The sequence below is a fragment of the Kluyvera sichuanensis genome (genome assembly GCF_014218705.1).
Lineage (GTDB): Bacteria > Pseudomonadota > Gammaproteobacteria > Enterobacterales > Enterobacteriaceae > Kluyvera > Kluyvera sichuanensis.
Genome location: NZ_JABBJF010000009.1, coordinates 129799 through 150381 on the forward strand (window position 1 = coordinate 129799; position 20583 = coordinate 150381).

A 20583-nucleotide genomic window follows, 5' to 3' on the forward strand; every position below is an offset into this window, starting at 1 on the left:
TAAAACGTAGTAGTGTTGGTAAATTAATGCTCTTCAGACGCCATCGACAGATAGACAATCGTCAGAACCATGAAGATGAAGGCTTGCAGCGTAATGATCAGGATGTGGAAAATGGCCCACGGCACATTCAGAATCCACTGTGACCACCACGGCAACAGACCAGCAATCAGAATGAAAATCAGCTCACCGGCATACATGTTGCCGAACAGTCGCAGACCCAGAGATACCGGTTTGGACAGCAGGCTTACCCCTTCAAGGATTAAGTTGACAGGAATAAATGCCCAGTGATTGAACGGCTGCAGTGTCAGCTCTTTCGTGAAGCCACCGATGCCTTTCATTTTGATGCTGTAGAACAGAATCAGGATAAACACGCCCAGTGCCATAGACAGGGTAATGTTTACGTCCGCAGACGGAACCACGCGCAGCGCCGGCAGGCCCAGTATGTGCTCAGCAACATACGGCAGCAGGTCGATAGGCAGTAAGTCCATCAGGTTCATCAGGAAGACCCAGACGAAGATCGTCAGGGCTAGCGGTGCGATAACCTTGCTTTTGCCATGGTACATGTCTTTGACACTGCCATGAACAAAGCCGATTACCAGCTCAATCGCGGTCTGAAATTTACCTGGTACGCCGCTGGTTGCTTTTTTGGCAACGCTACGGAACGTAAGCAGGAACAACAGACCCAGCACCACCGAGAAGAACATGGAGTCAATATTGAGCGTCCAGAAGGTGGCTGGGGGGTTATGCGGATCTACCAGCGAGAAAGTACGCAGGTCCAGCTGAAGGTTATTCAGATGGTGTCCTATGTATTCCTGCGGCGTCATATTTTCAGAAGCCATGATGCCTTTTACCCTTTGTTGTTAATTACAGCGGGCGCCAGTATCTGAACCACTAGCACCAAAATCCATGTCACGATCAGCGGCAAGAACACCGCCTTTAAAACCGCCAGCGCCACGACCAGTAACACCAGCATCGCAAGCACTTTGAACGCTTCCCCGAAGGCGAACGTCCAGGCCACTCGGCCTTTAGCGGGTGTATGTACCTGGTGACGCCAGGCAAAAATCATAAACAACATATTAGGCAGTAACACTGCCAGGCCTCCGCACGCGGCGGAGATGCCCCAGAAGGGGTCTTTTAGGCTGAACAGCAATCCACTTGCTATCACTGCCAGAAGCTGAATGAACAGAAGCTTTCGTGCAACGTTTCGACTCACGAGCGACATAGACATCACGTTTGTACTCCTGCTCCCTTTGAGGTATGCCGCGTGTCGTATAAAACGTTCTTTAATGCTCTGAGTCAAGCATCAAAAAGCGGTCAAATTATACGGTGACACCCCGTGATTTCAAACAATAAGTAGCCAAAACGTGAATAAATATTTAATTATTTTTCATTCGCGCTGTTTTTCTACTTTTCGCCAAAGTGTGAACGATCGTACAAAACTGCAAATACACCGAAAATAGTGATTACAAAGCGTGCACGAGATCACATATTAAACATTTTCGAGCGAACCGCATAAATCATTGTAGCAAAACGGAAGTTCTCATCATTCTGATATATAAGACTTAATCCGCCCACTCTTTTAAAAACACCGCGATACAGAACAAAAACCATTCATTGACATTTATAATAATTTATTAACATGACAAAATGACGAATGGGCTGACTTTTAGCAGACTGATATTTTCCATGTTGACTATTTTAAGTCTTAACAAAAAAAGCCGCGTTACAATGAAGATAAACTTAAGTTAATCGCTGGTTAAATATAGCAGGTCGCTGGCGCTAATTGTCGTGCATTTGTTAACACCAGAGCCCCCACTTTTTCTCTACTTTTTTTGATAAAAATTAAATTTTATTTGCTTTAATAATAACCAAATGACGCTCCCCTTCCAGCTGAGGAACGTTCAACGGCACCACGCTCTCGACGCTAAACGGCGCAGGAAGCTGAGCGATTTCCTCTTCCGGAAGCTGTCCCTTCAATGCGTAAAAGCGCCCAGCGTCACCTGGAAGGTGATGGCACCAGGTCACCATGTCAGTCAGCGAAGCAAATGCACGGCTAATCACGCCGTCAAACGGCGGTTCAGCCGGAAAGTCTTCAACACGGCTCTGCACCGGCGTGATGTTAGTCAGCGCTAACTCGTGCTGTACCTGGCGCAGGAAGCGGACACGTTTGCCCAGGCTATCCAGCAGCGTGAAGTGAGCATCAGGACGCACGATGGACAGCGGAATACCCGGCAGGCCAGGACCGGTACCGACGTCGATAAAGCGTTCACCTTTGAGCGACGGCGCTACCACGATGCTGTCGAGAATATGGCGGACCAGCATCTCGTTAGGATCGCGAACCGAAGTCAGGTTGTAGGCTTTGTTCCACTTGTGCAGCATATCCACGTATGCCACAAGCTGGTTTTTCTGGTGATCGGAGAGGGAAATTCCTGCTTCATTCAGCAGTCGGGAGAGTTTGTTGAGCACGGAGAATACCTGTTAGCGATAATCTGCCGGAAGACGGCTTCGCCCTATCCGGCCTAGGTTATAGGCCCGGCAAGCGTAGCGCTACCGGGCATGTTCGGTGCATTAAGCGCTGCGGCGCAGCAGCCCCTGTTTTTTCAGCCATACCAGCAGAATAGAGATTGCTGCAGGCGTGATCCCGGAGATACGGGACGCCTGGCCTATCGAAACCGGTTTGTGATCGTTGAGTTTAGCGATCACTTCGTTGGACAGGCCGTTAACCTGGCGGTAGTCCAGCGTTGCAGGCAGCAGGGTGTTTTCGTTGCGCTGCTGTTTCTCGATTTCATCCTGCTGACGGGCGATATAGCCTTCGTATTTAACCTGAATTTCTACCTGCTCTGCTGCCTGTTCATCTTCCAGCATAGGAACAAATGGCGTCAACGCGGTCAGTTGTTCGTAGGTCATTTCCGGGCGACGCAGCAGATCTTCACCGCTGGCTTCGCGCGTGAGTGGCGCACTCAGGTGAGCATTCACTTCGGCCGCAGACTCCGATGATGGTGTAATCCAGGTAGACTTCAGACGCTGGCGTTCACGTTCGATGTTCTCCAGCTTCTCGTTAAAGCGTGCCCAACGAACGTCGTCCACCATTCCCAGCTCACGACCGATTTCGGTCAGACGCAGGTCGGCGTTGTCTTCACGCAGCATCAGGCGGTATTCAGCGCGGGAAGTGAACATGCGGTACGGTTCTTTGGTACCGAGCGTGCAAAGATCGTCCACCAGCACCCCGAGGTAAGCCTGATCGCGACGTGGCGCCCAGCCCTCTTTGTCGGCAGACAAACGGGCTGCGTTAAGCCCAGCCAGCATGCCCTGGGCGGCAGCTTCTTCATAGCCGGTAGTGCCGTTGATTTGTCCCGCAAAGAACAGACCGTGGATAAATTTGCTTTCCAGCGTGAGTTTCAGGTCGCGTGGATCGAAGAAATCGTACTCAATGGCGTAGCCAGGACGAACGATTCGCGCGTTTTCCATCCCCTGCATGGAACGGACAATTTGCATCTGCACATCAAACGGCAGGCTGGTGGAGATACCGTTTGGATAAATTTCGTTGGAGGTGAGTCCTTCCGGCTCCAGGAATACCTGATGCTGGTTACGATCGGCAAAGCGCATCACTTTATCTTCGATCGATGGGCAATAGCGCGGGCCGATCCCTTCGATCACGCCAGCGTACATTGGGCTGCGATCGAGGTTATTGCGGATCACCTCATGCGTTTTTTCGTTGGTATGCGTGACGTAGCACGGCATCTGGCGAGGATGCTGAGCGGCGTTCCCCAGGAAGGAGAAGACCGGCAGCGGATTATCGCTGTTTTGCTGGCCCAGGACGCTAAAGTCGATGGTACGCGCATCGATACGCGGTGGCGTACCGGTCTTGAGGCGACTGACGCGCAGCGGCAGTTCGCGCAGACGGCGAGACAGCGGGATAGACGGCGGATCGCCTGCGCGGCCACCGCTGTAGTTATCCAGGCCAATGTGAATCTTGCCGTCGAGGAAGGTACCCACGGTCAGTACCACGGCTTTGGCGCGGAATTTGAGACCCATCTGGGTTACGGCACCAACGACGCGATCGTTTTCAACAATCAGATCTTCAACCGCCTGCTGGAAGATCATCAGGTTCGGTTGGTTCTCCAGCGCAGTGCGTACCGCCTGACGATAGAGCACGCGATCCGCCTGTGCACGGGTGGCGCGAACGGCCGGGCCTTTGCTGGCGTTTAGTATCCTAAACTGAATGCCTGCCTGGTCGATCGCCGTCGCCATCAGGCCGCCAAGGGCATCCACTTCTTTTACCAGGTGTCCTTTCCCAATGCCGCCAATCGCCGGGTTGCAGCTCATCTGCCCCAACGTGTCGATATTGTGTGTCAAAAGCAGAGTCTGTTGACCCATACGCGCTGCGGCCATCGCGGCCTCAGTGCCTGCATGACCCCCGCCAATGATGATGACGTCAAAAGGATCCTGATAAAACATGGTGGTTTGCCTCGCGTAAAGCGGTGTGAAAATGGATTGAAGCCCGGGCCGTGGATTCTACTCAACTTTAGTCGATGGAGAAAGGGTTCGGATCTTGGGTATTAAAAAGAAGATCTTTTTATTTAGAGATCTGTTCTATTGTGATCTCTTATTAGGATCGCCAACCTTTGTGGATAAGTCCGATCCGTATTTTAAGATCAACCGTTTAAGAAGGATCGTTAGCTGTGAATGATCGGTGATCCTGTTCAGTATAAGCTGGGATCAAAACGAAGGGTTATGCACAGGTCAAAAACCAGACACGAGTTATTCTTTGGATAACTACCGGTTGATCCAAGCTTTTAACCAGAGTTATCCACACAATAAATTCCGATCTTTACAAATCTCTGAGCAAAAGATGCCACGATCCCAACCAGATTTCGGCCGGATCTTCAGGAATCTCATGTTCGAGCACGTTGATCTTCAGCGTTTCACCAATCTGTTTGGCCCCGCAGGCTTTCAGTTCGGCATCCAGCTTGTCGATCGCGCCGCAAAACGTGTCATATTCGCGGCTACCAATCCCAATTGCGCCGAAGCGAACCTGAGAGAGATCCGGTTTTTGCTCACGTAATGCTTCATATAAAGGCAGCAGGTTGTCAGGAATGTCTCCTGCACCGTGCGTGGAGCTGATAACCAGCCAGATCCCTTCCATCGGCACATCATCCAGCATCGGCCCGTGCAGCATTTCGCTGGTAAAACCGGCATCTTCCAGTTTTTCAGCCAAATGCTCTGCTACATATTCCGCACTGCCGAGAGTACTGCCGCTGATAAGAGTGATATCTGCCATGATCGCCCACCTATATATAGAGGAGGGCATTGTACGCTGTGTGTGAGCTGGGATCTACCTGTGGAAAAATGTGGGATTAAAAAAGCCGATCATGGCTTGATGGTACGCATGATCGGGTTCTGCAGGACGATCAGGGTTTCGGTGGACTGAATTTCATCAATTGTTTGGATCTTGTTGATAAGTACCTGCTGTAGGGCATCGATGGATTTGCACATCACCTTAATAAAGATGCTGTAGTGCCCGGTGGTGTAGTACGCCTCGGTGACCTCGTCCAGGCTTTCCAGCCTTGCCAGCGCCGAAGGATAGTCCTTGGCGCTCTTCAGGATGATGCCGATAAAGCAGCCTACGTCATAACCCAGCTGCTTAGGACTGACGTCGACGTGCGCACCGGTAATGATGCCCGCCTGCTTCATCTTCTCTACACGAACGTGAATCGTGCCCGGGCTCACGGCGAACTGTTTGGCCAGTTCGGCATAGGCGGTACGGGCATTGGCCATTAACGCCTCAAGGATGCCGCGATCCAGATTGTCGATTTGATAATTTTCCATAGCTTTTTCTTATGAAGATTAATGATTCACTCTATTTTAGCCTGTTATTTTATTGAATCAAAAGTGAGTAAGGCTTTTTATTGTTTGATTATTGAATTGGTGTCCTGTTTTGTTGCTTAATCAATACCAACAGGACGCAGGAGTAAAAATAATGAAAACCGCATACATCGCAAAACAACGCCAGATTAGTTTCGTTAAATCCTATTTTTCCCGTCAGCTGGAAGAGAAGCTAGGGCTCGTAGAAGTCCAGGCGCCGATCTTAAGCCGCGTGGGAGATGGGACACAGGACAACCTGTCTGGTTGCGAGAAGGCGGTTCAGGTGAAAGTGAAAACACTGCCAGATGCCCAGTTCGAAGTGGTTCATTCCCTTGCGAAGTGGAAACGTCAAACCCTGGGACAACACGACTTCAGCGCGGGCGAAGGGCTGTACACGCACATGAAGGCCCTTCGCCCCGATGAAGACCGACTCACCGCTATTCACTCCGTTTACGTTGACCAGTGGGACTGGGAGCGCGTAATGGGTGATGAAGAGCGCCATATCGGTACGCTGGAAAGCACCGTGAAGGCAATCTGGGCGGGTATTAAAGAAACCGAAGCTGCCGTGAGCAAAGAATTTGGTCTGACACCGTTCCTGCCAGAACAGATCCACTTCGTTCATAGCGAAACGCTGCTGAGCCGCTACCCTGGCCTCGATGCAAAAGGGCGTGAGCGCGCGATTGCCAAAGAGCTGGGCGCGGTCTTCCTGATCGGGATCGGCGGTAAACTGTCTGACGGCCAGCGTCACGATGTCCGTGCGCCGGACTATGACGACTGGAGTACCCAGAGTGCTTCCGGCCTCTCTGGCCTGAACGGTGATATTCTGGTGTGGAACCCGGTGCTGGAAGACGCTTTCGAGCTTTCCTCTATGGGGATCCGCGTTGACGCTAAAGCACTGAAGCACCAGTTGGCGTTAACCGGCGATGAAGATCGTCTGCAGCTTGAATGGCACCAGGCGCTGCTGCGCGGTGAAATGCCGCAGACGATTGGCGGTGGGATTGGTCAGTCTCGTTTGACGATGCTGCTGCTGCAACTCTCCCATATCGGGCAGGTACAGTGCGGCGTATGGCCAGCGCAGGTTCGTGAGAGCGTCTCCGCCCTGCTGTAATGCTTACATCAACGCTGCCAGCGTCTTAGCAGGCGGCTTCTCAACCCGGTATCAAAGCGCCAGATATGATCGAAGATGCGCATGATCCCGGGTTTTCCATGTGCAGACATCGCCACCGCATGAAATCGATGCTGATATTTATGCTGCAAATCCCCTACCTTCTTCACCACTTCATCCGGCAGCCGCTGGGCGATAAAATCGGAAATGACCACTGCGTCCGCATCCTGCCACTGCGGGTTTTGCAGCTGCTCAATCACCGCACGCAGACAGCTTGCCATATCGGTACCGCCGCGAAAGCGCTGGCTTAAAAAGCGGATTGCCTGCTCCAGCCCCTGACGATCGGTAAGCTCATAGCGCACCACTTCCGTGGAGAACAGCATAATGTAGCAGCGACGGTTATCCGCCAGCGCTACGCGCATCAGTGCAAGGCAGAAGGCTTTGGCGCACTGCTCGTTGAAGCCGCCCATCGAGCCGGAAGTATCCACGCAGACCACAAACGGGCCGCGCGGCTGTTCATCTTCATCCTGACGAACCACCGGGCGCTCGGTGACCTTCTCACGCCAGGCATCGCCATGCAGGCGGTAGGTCAGCAGTTGCTTCTCCACCAGCCGGCGGTAAAATTCATACTCCAGCTCGGTCATCCCTAGCGTTGCCAGCTCCGGTGGCAGAAGACGCAGAATATCGTCGCTTTGCTGAATGCCATCGACCTGCTCTGGCACGGTGGAGGGTTCGCGCACCATGGTGCGGAAGGTCTCCATCGGCGCATCTTTCTTCGGTACGGATTTCGCTTCTCGGGAGCGCCCGAGCTGTTCAGCCAGACGCATCAGCTCCGGCTGCTGGCTGAGAAACTCGCCGTATTTGACGATCAGCTGATAGTCGCCGCGCTTGAGCTGCCCGGCGCTCATATCCCACAGCCGCCCACCGGCACTGTCGTTCTCCACCAGCACCGGCTCCAGCTGGCCACTCAAGGTCATACGCTCCTGCACTTCGCTCAACAGTTGTTCGCGCTCTTCTTCCAGCATCTGCTGGTTAAGCGACGTTACCTGAACGACCAGGCTCAGCCGCCAGCGTTGCAGGAACAGGGTATGTAGCGCGGGGGTAAAGGTCGCATTGTTGGCGACAAGCTGCTGCGCCTGTGTTGCAAACGGCGAATGTAGCCGCGTTAGTAGCGCCAGAATCTGCGGTAGTTGAACGATAAACTGCGCGGTGGAAAGCAGCTGACTCTGCTGGTAGCAAATGACCTCTTCTTCCAGCTCCGGCGGAACCGGCGCCCCTTTCAGGCGGCCCTTAAAGGTGTCTCGCCAGCGGGGGAGATCGTCGGTAATCGCAGTTTTTAAACGAGGAAACTTTTCAAAAAAGATAGCCAACTGCGGCGAGGCCAGCAGGGCGATGATCATCTCTTCGATCATCCCCTCTTCGCTGACCGCCAGCATGACGTTGAGCGTATCGATAGTCAGCATTAAAGCTGCGCCTGCTTAATTTGAGCGGCCACATCCTGCAGGCTGGCTTCAATTCGGCCGAGCCACTCTTCATTAATAAAGAGGCATTTTTGCTGTTCGCTAAAGCGGTTGTGCTGCTGGTGCCACTCTTCATCCAGCGCGAGCAGCTGCTGGCGGATTTCCGCCGGCATATTCTCCGTTGTCCCCGTTCCGGGTAATGAAAGGCGCGTCCCCTGAAGACTGACATCCCGCACTACCAGGTGCTGGCTGGCGTCGACTTCCATATTCAGCGCCAGCGCAAAGCCGATGCCGTTGAGCTTGCCGCGGATTTCGCCGCTCTTCTCCAGCCAGTTTGCCAGTGCCTGACGGTCAAAAGCGATGTGAATAACGTCGATATCGTGCAGTTTGAGCGGTTTTTGCAGCAGCAGCGTCACCGTTGGCGACTGCACCTCTGACGGCAGCTCATAGTGGGGCTTGCGGCTGAACATGCCGCCAAGTCGGGTGACCTTCAGCGCCGTTTTGTCGCTTTGCTGCTGCTGAATTTGCAGACGCTGCTGGGTAATAGCGCCTAGCTTATTGAGCATCGCCTGCTGCTGCCATGCATGCCCGGTCATCAAAATATCTATTTGTTGTTGAAGCAGATTTCGGCTTTCTGCGTCATGCCATAGGCACTCTTTTAAGAGGATCAAATCGATGGGTGCGATCGTATCGCGGCCGCTGAAGAAGGCGCAGGCCTGAAGCAGACGTATCGCTTTTTTCCAGCGACGATCGGAGACGTAAGGCGCATTCGGCAGATTATCGAGCTGCTGACGCAGGGTGAAGATCAGCTCAAACACGGCATCCGGCAGCTTCACGTTGCCGATATCCTTCTGCCACTGGAAGTACTCTTCATCGGTGACCTGAAGGTTGGCGGGAATCGGGTTGTCGTTCTCGTCCTGCTGGCTAATCAGCATCGAGCGGAAATTGCCTTTGTCCTGTACTTTGTCGAGCCACAGGCGAATCAGCATACGGTCATACAGCGCTTCGAGGCTGCTTTCCGCTTCCGGCAGTTCGTTGGAGGCCGTCACCAGCAGGCGCATCGGGATTTTTTCGACGCTGGCGCCGTTACGGAAGTGGCGTTCGTTAATGGCGGTCAGCAAGGTGTTCAGAATCGCCGGGCCGGCTTTCCAGATCTCATCAAGGAAGACGATTTCCGCTTCTGGCAAGTAGCCAGCGGTCAGACGCTCATAGCGCCCTTCATCTTTTAAGGCCTGAATAGAGAGCGGGCCGAATACCTCTTCGGGCGTAGAGAAACGTGTCATCAGGTATTCAAAGGCGCGGGCGTGCTGGAAGGCAAACTTCAGGCGGCGGGCGATCAGGCTTTTGGCGATGCCGGGAGGGCCGAGTAAAAACACGCTCTCACCGCTGAGGGCCGCCAACAGACAGAGCCGCATGGCGTGGCTACGCTCAAAAAGGCCCTTCTCCAGCGCGCTGCTCAGGCGCGAAATTCTTTCTGCTAATAAATGTGGTTGCGCCATAATTAAGTTGCGTCCTTTCACCGTTTATTCTGCTAACTGGCTGAGTATAGACGTATAACTCTTTAGGTGAATAGCCTGAATAGTACCTCGCTATTTATTGAGGCAGGTTAAGATGACGCAATTAAGGGGTACGATTTTGATGTTAATCGTGCATACTGTGCGCTTTTGGTGGGCCAAGGGACTAGGCACACATTTGTTTCGTAAACGAAAGACTAGTCTATGAGCACTGATAAGAAACAATCTTTATCAGCGATTACACTCGCTGCAATTGGCGTGGTATACGGCGATATCGGTACCAGCCCTCTTTATACGCTTCGTGAATGTTTGTCTGGGCAGTTTGGTTTTGGCGTTGAACGTGACGCGGTTTTTGGCTTCCTGTCATTAATTTTCTGGCTGCTGATTTTTACAGTATCACTTAAATACATTACCTTCGTGATGCGGGCGGATAACGCCGGTGAAGGCGGGATCCTTACGCTGATGTCACTTGCTGGGCGTAATACCTCCGCAAAGACGACATCAATACTGGTGATCCTTGGGCTTATTGGGGGAAGCTTCTTCTATGGTGAAGTGGTCATTACCCCGGCTATCTCGGTGATGTCGGCGATCGAAGGTCTGGAGATCATCGCGCCTACGCTTGATACCTGGATTGTCCCCATTTCAATCATCGTCCTGACGCTGCTTTTTGCTATCCAGAAGCACGGTACCAGCATGGTCGGCAAACTGTTCGCGCCGATTATGCTTATCTGGTTCCTGCTGCTGGCGGTACTGGGCGCGCGGAGTATTATTGCTAACCCGGAAGTCCTGCATGCCCTGAACCCTTACTGGGCGGTGAACTTCTTCCTGCAATATAAAACCGTCTCTTTCGTTGCATTGGGCGCGGTGGTGCTGTCGATTACCGGCGTGGAAGCGCTGTATGCCGATATGGGGCACTTCGGGAAATTACCGATTCGTCTGGCCTGGTTCTCGGTGGTTCTGCCATCACTGGTGCTGAACTACTTTGGTCAGGGCGCACTGTTGTTAAAGCACCCGGAAGCGATTAAGAACCCGTTCTTCCTGTTGGCCCCTGATTGGGCGCTGATTCCGATGCTGGTGATTGCGGCATTGGCGACGGTTATCGCCTCTCAGGCGGTTATCTCCGGGGTCTTCTCGTTGACTCGCCAGGCGGTGCGCCTGGGGTATCTGTCACCGATGCGCATTATTCATACCTCGGAAATGGAGTCCGGCCAGATCTATATCCCGTTTATCAACTGGCTGCTTTATATCTCGGTGGTGGTGGTTATCGTCAGCTTTGAGCACTCCTCAAACCTGGCGGCGGCGTACGGTATTGCCGTGACCGGGACCATGGTGCTGACGACGATTCTGTTCACTACGGTGGCACGCAAGAACTGGCGCTGGAACAAGTTCTTTGTGGCGCTGCTGTTCGTGGCGTTTATGTGCATCGACATTCCGCTGTTCTCGGCGAACCTCGATAAAATCGTCTCCGGCGGTTGGCTGCCGCTGACGCTGGCGCTGATTATGTTCACCATCATGACTACCTGGAAAAGCGAGCGTTTCCGCCTGCTGCGTCGTATGCATGAACACGGTAATTCCCTGGAAGCGATGATTGCTTCACTGGAGAAATCGCCGCCGGTACGTGTACCGGGCACGGCGGTGTATATGTCTCGTGCGCTGAACGTGATTCCGTTTGCCATGCTGCATAACCTCAAGCACAACAAGGTGCTGCACGAGCGGGTTATCCTGCTGACGCTGCGTACCGAAGATGCGCCGTACGTACATAACGTTCGCCGCGTGCAGATTGAGCAGCTCTCGCCTACCTTCTGGCGCGTCGTGGCCAGCTACGGCTGGCGTGAAACGCCAAACGTGGAAGAGGTGTTCCACCGCTGCGGTCTGGAAGGCTTAAGCTGCCGAATGATGGAAACCTCGTTCTTTATGTCGCATGAGTCGCTGATTGTCGGCAAGCGTCCGTGGTACCTACGCCTGCGCGGCAAGCTTTACCTGCTGCTGCAGCGCAACGCGCTTCGCGCGCCGGATCAGTTCGAGATCCCGCCAAACCGCGTTATCGAACTGGGTACCCAGGTCGAAATCTAATGCTATCAACGCCCTCCCTCATTTTGACGGAGGGCGTTTTTTTATCCCCTCCCCTTTGTTCGCGAAACGTTTCGATGGCGATCACATTTCTATAACCTGATGGTGGTTTTCTGTTCGCTCTTCAGACTAAACTGATGCTAGCGAAACGTTTCGCTAGTGGAGCAAGAAAACAAAATGAAGAAAGGCACGGTACTCAACTCTGAAATCTCGTCGGTTATCTCCCGTTTGGGGCATACCGATACGCTGGTGGTGTGCGATGCGGGTTTACCTATTCCCCGCAGCACGGCGCGCATTGATATGGCGCTGACCCAGGGCGTTCCCACCTTTATGCAGGTGCTGGGTGTGGTGACGCAGGAGATGCAGATCGAGGCCGCCATTCTCGCCGCGGAAATTCAGCAACATAATCCGCAGCTCCACGAAGCGTTGCTCAAACATATTGAGCAGCTGCAGCAACACCAGGGAAACACCATTGATGTTCGTTACGTCTCACATGAACAGTTCAAACAACAAACCGCAGACAGTCAGGCGGTGATTCGCAGCGGGGAGTGTTCCCCGTATGCGAATATCATTCTCTGTGCTGGCGTCACCTTCTGAGGCCATCATGGACGCACTCTTACAACTCAAAGGGATCGATAAATCGTTCCCAGGCGTGAAGGCCCTTTCCGGTGCTGCGCTAAATGTCTATGCCGGGCGCGTGATGGCGCTGGTCGGCGAGAACGGCGCGGGCAAATCCACCATGATGAAAGTGCTGACCGGGATTTATGCCCGTGATGCCGGTTCATTATTATGGCTGGGCAAAGAGACCACCTTTAATGGTCCTAAATCTTCCCAGGAAGCCGGTATCGGCATCATCCACCAGGAGCTGAACCTGATCCCGCAACTGACGATTGCCGAGAACATTTTCCTCGGCCGTGAGTTCGTGAATCGCTTTGGCAAAATCGACTGGAAAAAGATGTACGCCGAGGCCGATATCCTGCTGGCAAAACTCAATCTGCGCTTTAAGAGCGACCGCCTGGTGGGCGACCTCTCTATCGGCGATCAGCAGATGGTGGAAATTGCCAAGGTGCTGAGCTTTGAGTCGAAGGTCATCGTAATGGATGAACCGACTGATGCACTGACCGATACCGAAACCGAGTCCCTGTTCCGCGTTATCCGCGAGCTGAAATCGCAGGGGCGCGGCATTGTTTATATCTCCCACCGTATGAAAGAGATTTTCGAGATCTGCGACGACGTCACCGTCTTCCGCGACGGGCAGTTTATTGCCGAGCGTGAAGTGGCGAGCCTCGATGAAGACCGCCTGATTGAAATGATGGTCGGACGTAAGCTCGAAGATCAGTACCCGCATCTCGATAAAGCGCCGGGTGAAATCCGCCTGAAGGTGGACGCACTGTGTGGGCCTGGCGTAGAAAACGTCTCCTTCACGTTGCGTAAAGGCGAAATCCTGGGCGTTGCCGGGTTGATGGGCGCAGGTCGTACCGAACTAATGAAGGTGCTATACGGCGCGCTGCCGCGCACCAGCGGCTATGTAACCCTCGACGGTCATGAAGTGGTAACCCGTTCACCGCAGGATGGCCTGGCAAACGGCATCGTGTATATCTCCGAAGACCGTAAGCGCGATGGCCTGGTGCTGGGCATGTCGGTGAAAGAGAACATGTCGCTGACCGCGCTGCGTTATTTCAGCCGTGCCGGCGGTGGCCTGAAGCATAAAGACGAACAGCAGGCGGTTGGCGACTTTATCCGTCTGTTTAACGTCAAAACCCCTTCCATGGAACAGGCTATCGGCCTGCTCTCCGGCGGTAACCAGCAGAAAGTGGCGATTGCCCGCGGCCTGATGACCCGCCCGAAGGTGCTGATCCTCGATGAACCGACGCGTGGCGTCGACGTCGGGGCGAAGAAAGAGATTTACCAGCTTATCAACCAGTTCAAGGCCGACGGCCTGAGCATCATTCTGGTCTCTTCCGAGATGCCAGAAGTCCTGGGGATGAGCGATCGCATTATTGTGATGCATGAAGGGCATCTCGGCGGTGAGTTTTCACGCGAGCAGGCCACCCAGGAAGTATTAATGGCTGCCGCAGTGGGCAAGCTTAACCGCGTGAACCAGGAGTAAAAAAGATGACAACCCAGTCTGTGGCGGGTCGCCGCTATTTCACTAAAGCATGGCTGCTGGAGCAAAAATCGCTGATAGCCCTGCTGGTGCTGATAGCGATTGTATCGACCATGAGCCCGAACTTTTTTACCGTCAATAACCTGTTCAACATCCTGCAGCAAACCTCCGTGAATGCGATCATGGCGGTTGGGATGACGCTGGTCATTTTAACGTCGGGGATCGACCTGTCCGTCGGTTCTCTGCTGGCGTTGACCGGCGCGGTCGCCGCGTCGATTGTGGGCATCGAAGTTAATGCGCTGGTGGCGGTTGCTGCCGCACTCGCATTAGGTGCCGCAATCGGGGCCGTTACCGGCGTTATTGTCGCCAAAGGGCGCGTTCAGGCGTTTATCGCCACGCTGGTGATGATGCTGTTGCTGCGCGGTGTGACCATGGTGTACACCAACGGCAGTCCGGTGAATACCGGGTTTACCGATAACGCCGATGTCTTCGGCTGGTTCGGGATTGGTCGTCCGCTGGGCATCCCTACTCCGGTATGGATCATGGGGATTGTCTTCCTGGCCGCGTGGTACATGCTGCACCATACCCGTCTGGGTCGTTATATCTATGCGCTGGGCGGTAACGAAGCGGCAACGCGTCTTTCCGGTATCAGCGTTAATAAAGTCAAAATTATCGTCTACTCTCTGTGCGGGCTGCTGTCGGCGCTGGCGGGGATTATCGAAGTGGCGCGTCTCTCCTCTGCGCAACCGACGGCGGGTACCGGCTATGAGCTGGATGCTATCGCGGCGGTGGTGCTGGGCGGTACCAGCCTGGCAGGCGGTAAAGGTCGTATCGTCGGCACGCTTATCGGTGCGCTGATTCTTGGGTTCTTGAACAACGGTTTGAACTTGTTAGGCGTTTCTTCTTATTACCAGATGATCGTTAAAGCAGTCGTCATTTTGCTGGCGGTGCTGGTGGACAACAAAAAGCAGTAATTCACGACACTACAGGACATCTTAGATATGAACATGAAAAAACTGGCTACCCTGGTTTCTGCGGTTGCGCTGAGCGCCACCGTGAGCGCGAACGCAATGGCGAAAGACACCATTGCGCTGGTTATCTCTACCCTGAATAACCCGTTCTTCGTCTCCCTGAAGGATGGCGCGCAGAAAGAAGCCGATAAACTGGGTTACAACCTGGTGGTTCTGGACTCACAGAATAACCCGGCGAAAGAGCTGGCTAACGTTCAGGATTTAACGGTTCGTGGCACCAAAATTCTGCTGATCAACCCAACTGACTCCGATGCCGTAGGTAACGCCATCAAGATGGCTAACCAGGCAAAAATCCCGGTTATCACCCTGGACCGCGTCGCCTCTAAAGGTGAGGTCGTGAGCCACATTGCTTCCGATAACGTGCTGGGCGGCAAAATCGCGGGTGATTACATCGCGAAGAAAGCCGGTGAAGGTGCGAAGGTTATCGAACTGCAGGGGATTGCCGGGACTTCCGCAGCGCGCGAGCGTGGCGAAGGCTTCCAGCAGGCCGTTGCCGCTCACAAATTTAACGTCCTGGCGAGCCAGCCTGCTGATTTTGACCGTACTAAAGGCCTGAACGTGATGCAGAACCTGCTGACTGCGCACCCAGACGTGAAAGCGGTCTTCGCACAGAACGACGAAATGGCGCTGGGTGCACTGCGTGCGCTGCAGACTGCCGGTAAATCCGATGTGATGGTGGTTGGGTTTGACGGTACGCCTGATGGCGAGAAAGCGGTAAAAGATGGCAAACTGGCGGCGACTATCGCGCAGTTACCTGACCAGATCGGTGCTACCGGCGTGGAAACCGCTGACAAAGTGCTGAAAGGCGAAAAGGTCCAGGCGAAATATCCTGTTGACCTGAAGCTGGTAATTAAGCAGTAATAACGCGAATGCGATTCAGGCTCTCGCAGCCTGAGGGACAACATCAAAAATAAAAGCAGGGCACGCGCCACCGGTAAGTCAGCCGGTGGCGCATCTTACCGGACACTCTGAAAATGAAAACCGCAGGCAAACTCGTCGTCCTTGGCAGCATCAATGCCGATCACATTCTCAATCTTGAATCTTTCCCGACGCCTGGCGAAACCGTCACCGGTAGCCATTATCAGGTCGCTTTTGGCGGTAAAGGCGCAAACCAGGCGGTTGCCGCCGGGCGCAGCGGTGCGGATATCGCGTTTATTGCCTGCACGGGCGACGACGATATTGGTGAGCGCATCCGCAAACAGTTACAGGTTGACCGCATTGACGTTGCGCCGGTAAGCGCCGTGGCGGGCGAGTCGACCGGTGTGGCGCTGATCTTCGTGAACGGCGAAGGCGAAAACGTTATTGGTATCCATGCCGGAGCCAACGCCGCATTATCAACTTCATTAGTCGACGCTCAGCGTGAACGCATTGCTCAGGCCGATGCGCTGCTGATGCAGCTTGAATCACCGCTGGGCAGCGTACTGTTGGCCGCGCAGATTGCCCACCAGAACCAGACCACCGTGGTATTAAACCCGGCCCCGGCGCGCGAGCTGTCGGATGAACTCCTGTCGCTGGTGGATATCATTACCCCGAATGAAACCGAAGCCGAGAAGCTGACCGGCGTGCGGGTAGAAAACGATGAAGACGCCGCGCAAGCTGCGAAGGTCCTGCATGCCAAAGGTATCGATACGGTGATCATCACTCTCGGTAGCCGTGGTGTATGGGCCAGCGTGAAGGGCGAAGGGCGTCGCGTTCCTGGTTTTAAAGTCCAGGCCATCGATACCATCGCGGCGGGCGACACCTTTAACGGTGCACTGATGACCGCGCTGCTGGAAAACACGCCGCTGGCGGATGCGCTGCGCTTTGCTCATGCAGCCGCGGCGATCGCCGTGACGCGTAAAGGCGCTCAGCCATCGGTTCCATGGCGTGAAGAGATCGACGAATTCTTACGTCAACAGGGGTAATGCTTGGCCACGATGAAGGATGTTGCTCGCCTGGCGGGCGTTTCCACCTCAACCGTATCGCACGTCATCAATAAAGATCGCTTCGTCAGCGAGGCGATTACCGAGAAAGTTGATGCGGCCATCAAAACGCTGAACTACGCGCCGTCGGCGCTGGCGCGTAGCCTCAAACTGAATCAGACCCATACTATTGGCATGCTGATCACCGCCAGTACCAACCCGTTCTACTCTGAACTGGTGCGCGGCGTCGAGCGCAGCTGCTTTGAGCGCGGCTATAGCCTGGTGCTGTGTAACACTGAAGGCGATGAGCAGCGAATGAACCGCAATCTTGAGACGCTGATGCAAAAGCGTGTCGATGGGCTGCTGCTGCTGTGCACCGAAACGCACCAGCCGTCGCTGGAGATCATGCAGCGCTACCCTTCTATTCCTTCCGTGATGATGGACTGGGCACCGTTTGACGGTGACAGCGACCTGATTCAGGATAATTCGCTGTTTGGCGGCGATATGGCGACCCGTTACCTGATTGAACGCGGCCATACGCGTATTGCCTGTATTGCTGGCCCGCTGGATAAAACCCCGGCGCGTTTGCGTCTGGAGGGATACCGGGAAGCGATGCATAACGCGAAGCTGCCCATCCTGGACGGCTATGAGATTACCAGCGACTTCGAATTCGGCGGTGGTCTGGAGGCGATGCAGCAGTTGCTGAAGCATCCCGAGCGCCCGGATGCGGTCTTTGTCGGCAATGATGCCATGGCGGTCGGCGCCTATCAGGCGCTGTATCAGGCCGGTTTACGTATTCCACAGGACATGGCGGTGATTGGCTATGATGACATCGAGCTGGCGCGCTATATGACACCGCCGCTGACCACCATTCACCAACCGAAAGATGAACTTGGCGAGCTGGCGATTGATGTGCTGATTCATCGTATCGCCCAGCCCGGGCAGAAACAGCAGCGTATGCAGCTGACGCCCGAGCTGGTGGTTCGCGGCTCGGTGTGAGGCTAGTGCTTTTCTTTTATTAGGTTGCGGCCATCTTTCGGCCGCAGCAGCAGGAACATCAGCGCGGATATCGCCGTAATCACACCCATGGTAATAAAGGTATAGTGGAACTGATCGATGGTTGAGCCCACGATACTCTGGTAGGAACGTAGCACCGCGGCACTGATGGCGACCCCCAGACTAATCGACAACTGTTGGGTCACCGCCAGCAGACTATTGCCGCCGCTGGCGTTATCGTCCGTCAGGTCGGCAAGCGTAATGGTGTTCATCGAGGTGAACTGCGTCGACATCGCCATCCCCAGCACCAGCAGCGGCAGAATCAGCATCCATATCGGCATCGACGGCGATTGCAGTGAGAACTGCGCGATCATCAGGCCAATGAACAGCGTGACTCCCACCAGTGTTTTCCGATAGCCCAAACGGCGCAATACGGCAGTGACGGTCGATTTCGCAATAATCGAACCGATAGCCGTCGGCGCCATCATGCAGCCCGCGATCAGCGCCGGATAACCAAAGCCCACCTGGAGCATCAAGGGCATCAGGAACGGTACGCAGCCGGTGCCCAGGCGTGTTGCCAGGTTTCCGGCGATACCGACGGAAAAGGTACGGGTCTTGAACAGCGACAGTGAAATCAGCGGCGTAGGGTGCTTACGCGCGTGGCGGATATAGGCGAGCAGCAGCAGGATGCTGAGCAGGACTATCATTAATGCCACCCAGCCCGACACGATCTGCTCCCCGAGCAGTTCCATACCGATGGAGAATAGCACCAGGCTTAGCCCGAAGAGCAGGAAACCGGAGAAGTCGAAGCGCCGCCGCGGCGTGGTGAAGTTCGGCATATATTTTCGGGCGTACAGCATCCCGACAACGCCAATCGGTATGTTAATGAGGAAAATCCAGTGCCAGGTGGCCCAGGTAACGAATACGCCGCCGAGCACTGGGCCAAGAATCGGCCCAATCAGGCCCGGCATGGTGACAAAGTTAAGTACCGGCAGCAGTTCGCTGCGCGGATAGGCGCGCAGTAACGCCAGGCGCGCGACGGGCATCATCATGGCGCCGCCAATCCCTTGAATCACCCGGAAGATAACCAGCTCAGTTAATGAAGAAGAGAGCGCACAGGCCAGAGAGCCCAGAGTGAACAGGCTCACCGCTAACATAAAGACGCGGCGGGTACCGAAACGGTCGGCCAGCCAACCGCTCACCGGGATCAGCATCGCGACGGTCAGCGTATAGCTGATAATCGCCGACTGCATGGCCAGCGGCGAACGGTTCAGGCTGTGGGCGATGGCCGGAAGGGCGGTATTGAGGATGGTGGCGTCCAGCGCCTGCATAAAGAAGGCCATTGCCGCTATCCACGGCAGACCAGCCATACTCCGCGCTTTCTTTTCAGTCATGCGATGTCCTCTAGACGGCTTCCCGGATATGCGGCGCGTTTAATAACGCCTGACATGCCAGAAACGCCTGCTGACCGTCGCCATCCTGGATAGCATCAACAATGGCCTGGTGGCTATCCAACTCGATTACTTCATCTTCAGTAATAGAGGTGAAATAGATGTGGTATACCGAATGGAAGAGCTTGGCGAAGGAGGTCAGAAACGGGTTCGCGCTCATTTCATAGATGTGCTCGTGCCAGGAGGTGTCGATATCAATCCAGCGAGTACGGTCGAACGCTTTCTCTAGCGTCGCCATCTCTTCCATCAATGTATTGAGGTGCGCTTTCTGTTCCGCCGTGCCTAACGTCGCGGCTAGCATGCAGGCCTGAGGCTCGAGGCTGCGGCGCAGTACCAGGAAGTGTTTCATCACCGACTGGAAGTTATCTGCGGTCAGCCACCAGGAGATAAGCTCGGTGTCGAGGAAGTTCCAGTGCGCCTGAGGCATGACGCGCGTACCGATACGCGGGCGCGGGAGCAGCATGCCTTTTGCTGAAAGGGTTTTTACCGCTTCACGAACGGCGGTTCGACTGACGCCGAAAATCTCGCCCAGTTCCATCTCGCCGGGGAGGATGCTTTCCGGCGGGTATTCACCGGTTAATATCTTCTGGGCTATTTTCTCAGCCAGGACCCAGGAGATGTTCTTTTGAGCTGCCAGTTGCTGTGCGCTTAGAGACATAAATGCCATTCCTATTATTTATCTTTCTTTAGTATGCCATTTGATGTGCTGAATCGGTGTTAAAAACAGCAGTTCGGGCCTTTAACGGTGCATTGCTGCACGATTTGTTGAAAAAGAGAGCGGGCGATAAATTATTTTAAATTTATGCTTGCGGGATCTCAATTACTCCCTATAATGCGGCCCCACTGAGACGGAACAACGGCAAACAAGCCGCCGGGTCAGCGAGTTTCTCCTGAGAAACTCGGCAGAGAAAGGCGAAATTAAACGCTTGACTCTGAAAGAGGAAAGCGTAATATACGCCACCTCGCAACAGTGAGCGAAAGCCGTGTTGCACTGCTCTTTAACAATTTATCAGACAATCTGTGTGGGCACTCGAAGATACGGATTCTTAACGTCGCAAGACGATAAATGAATACCAAGTCTCT

At 54.2% G+C, this 20583-nt stretch carries 18 protein-coding genes; 8 read left to right on the top strand and 10 right to left on the bottom strand.

What is annotated here, in order from left to right; translation table 11 throughout:
- Window positions 1-23: 23 nt before the first annotated feature.
- From atpB to asnC, 6 genes are all read right to left on the bottom strand, one after another.
- Window positions 24-839, bottom strand: a complete 816-nt coding sequence (gene atpB / locus HII27_RS12460) for a F0F1 ATP synthase subunit A (RefSeq protein WP_166515107.1) — start codon at window positions 837-839, stop codon at window positions 24-26.
- An 8-nt stretch (window positions 840-847) separates the two neighbouring features.
- Complete coding sequence (gene atpI, locus HII27_RS12465) at window positions 848-1228, bottom strand: F0F1 ATP synthase subunit I (protein ID WP_185668168.1); 381 nt, start codon at window positions 1226-1228, stop codon at window positions 848-850.
- Between the two features lie 614 nt (window positions 1229-1842).
- Window positions 1843-2466, bottom strand: coding sequence for a 16S rRNA (guanine(527)-N(7))-methyltransferase RsmG (rsmG, locus tag HII27_RS12470; protein WP_185668169.1), 624 nt, complete (start codon window positions 2464-2466; stop codon window positions 1843-1845).
- Window positions 2467-2568: 102 nt separating this feature from the next.
- Window positions 2569-4458, bottom strand: coding sequence for a tRNA uridine-5-carboxymethylaminomethyl(34) synthesis enzyme MnmG (gene mnmG, locus HII27_RS12475; RefSeq protein ID WP_185668170.1), 1890 nt, complete (start codon window positions 4456-4458; stop codon window positions 2569-2571).
- A gap of 373 nt (window positions 4459-4831) precedes the next feature.
- Window positions 4832-5281 carry an FMN-binding protein MioC gene (gene mioC, locus HII27_RS12480; RefSeq protein ID WP_185668171.1) on the bottom strand — a complete coding sequence of 150 codons (450 nt, stop codon included), beginning with the start codon at window positions 5279-5281 and terminating at the stop codon, window positions 4832-4834.
- Window positions 5282-5370: 89 nt separating this feature from the next.
- Window positions 5371-5829, bottom strand: a complete 459-nt coding sequence (gene asnC, locus HII27_RS12485) for a transcriptional regulator AsnC (protein ID WP_035893632.1) — start codon at window positions 5827-5829, stop codon at window positions 5371-5373.
- Window positions 5830-5980: 151 nt separating this feature from the next.
- On the opposite strand from asnC, the gene asnA reads away from it, so the two are divergent.
- Window positions 5981-6973 carry an aspartate--ammonia ligase gene (gene asnA / locus HII27_RS12490; protein ID WP_185668172.1) on the top strand — a complete coding sequence of 331 codons (993 nt, stop codon included), beginning with the start codon at window positions 5981-5983 and terminating at the stop codon, window positions 6971-6973.
- Between the two features lie 8 nt (window positions 6974-6981).
- Here asnA and viaA read toward each other — a convergent pair whose 3' ends face one another.
- Window positions 6982-8433, bottom strand: coding sequence for an ATPase RavA stimulator ViaA (gene viaA / locus HII27_RS12495; protein ID WP_185668173.1), 1452 nt, complete (start codon window positions 8431-8433; stop codon window positions 6982-6984).
- Entirely contained in the window at window positions 8433-9929 is a 1497-nt protein-coding gene (gene ravA / locus HII27_RS12500) for an ATPase RavA (protein WP_185668174.1), read from the bottom strand. The genes viaA and ravA overlap by 1 nt, the downstream gene beginning before the upstream one ends.
- A 219-nt stretch (window positions 9930-10148) precedes the next feature.
- Between ravA and kup the strand changes: the two genes are divergently transcribed.
- From kup to rbsR, 7 genes are all read left to right on the top strand, one after another.
- Window positions 10149-12017, top strand: a complete 1869-nt coding sequence (gene kup / locus HII27_RS12505) for a low affinity potassium transporter Kup (protein WP_185668175.1) — start codon at window positions 10149-10151, stop codon at window positions 12015-12017.
- A 174-nt stretch (window positions 12018-12191) separates the two neighbouring features.
- Window positions 12192-12611, top strand: a complete 420-nt coding sequence (gene rbsD, locus HII27_RS12510; protein WP_185668176.1) for a D-ribose pyranase — start codon at window positions 12192-12194, stop codon at window positions 12609-12611.
- A gap of 7 nt (window positions 12612-12618) precedes the next feature.
- Window positions 12619-14124 carry a ribose ABC transporter ATP-binding protein RbsA gene (gene rbsA, locus HII27_RS12515; RefSeq protein WP_185668177.1) on the top strand — a complete coding sequence of 502 codons (1506 nt, stop codon included), beginning with the start codon at window positions 12619-12621 and terminating at the stop codon, window positions 14122-14124.
- A 5-nt stretch (window positions 14125-14129) separates the two neighbouring features.
- Window positions 14130-15095 carry a ribose ABC transporter permease gene (gene rbsC, locus HII27_RS12520; protein WP_035893646.1) on the top strand — a complete coding sequence of 322 codons (966 nt, stop codon included), beginning with the start codon at window positions 14130-14132 and terminating at the stop codon, window positions 15093-15095.
- Between the two features lie 27 nt (window positions 15096-15122).
- On the top strand, window positions 15123-16013 hold the full coding sequence (gene rbsB, locus HII27_RS12525) for a ribose ABC transporter substrate-binding protein RbsB (RefSeq protein ID WP_035893648.1): 891 nt from the start codon (window positions 15123-15125) through the stop codon (window positions 16011-16013).
- 113 nt (window positions 16014-16126) lie between these two features.
- Window positions 16127-17056 carry a ribokinase gene (gene rbsK / locus HII27_RS12530; protein WP_185668178.1) on the top strand — a complete coding sequence of 310 codons (930 nt, stop codon included), beginning with the start codon at window positions 16127-16129 and terminating at the stop codon, window positions 17054-17056.
- 3 nt (window positions 17057-17059) lie between these two features.
- Window positions 17060-18052: a ribose operon transcriptional repressor RbsR gene (gene rbsR / locus HII27_RS12535; protein ID WP_185668179.1), complete on the top strand. Its 993-nt coding sequence runs from the start codon at window positions 17060-17062 to the stop codon at window positions 18050-18052.
- 2 nt (window positions 18053-18054) lie between these two features.
- Here rbsR and mdtD read toward each other — a convergent pair whose 3' ends face one another.
- The gene (gene mdtD, locus HII27_RS12540) at window positions 18055-19443 is read right to left on the bottom strand and encodes a multidrug transporter subunit MdtD (RefSeq protein WP_185668180.1); all 1389 of its coding nucleotides are present in this window, start codon (window positions 19441-19443) and stop codon (window positions 18055-18057) included.
- Between the two features lie 10 nt (window positions 19444-19453).
- Complete coding sequence (locus HII27_RS12545; protein ID WP_185668181.1) at window positions 19454-20158, bottom strand: FadR/GntR family transcriptional regulator; 705 nt, start codon at window positions 20156-20158, stop codon at window positions 19454-19456.
- Between the last annotated feature and the right edge of the window lie 425 nt (window positions 20159-20583).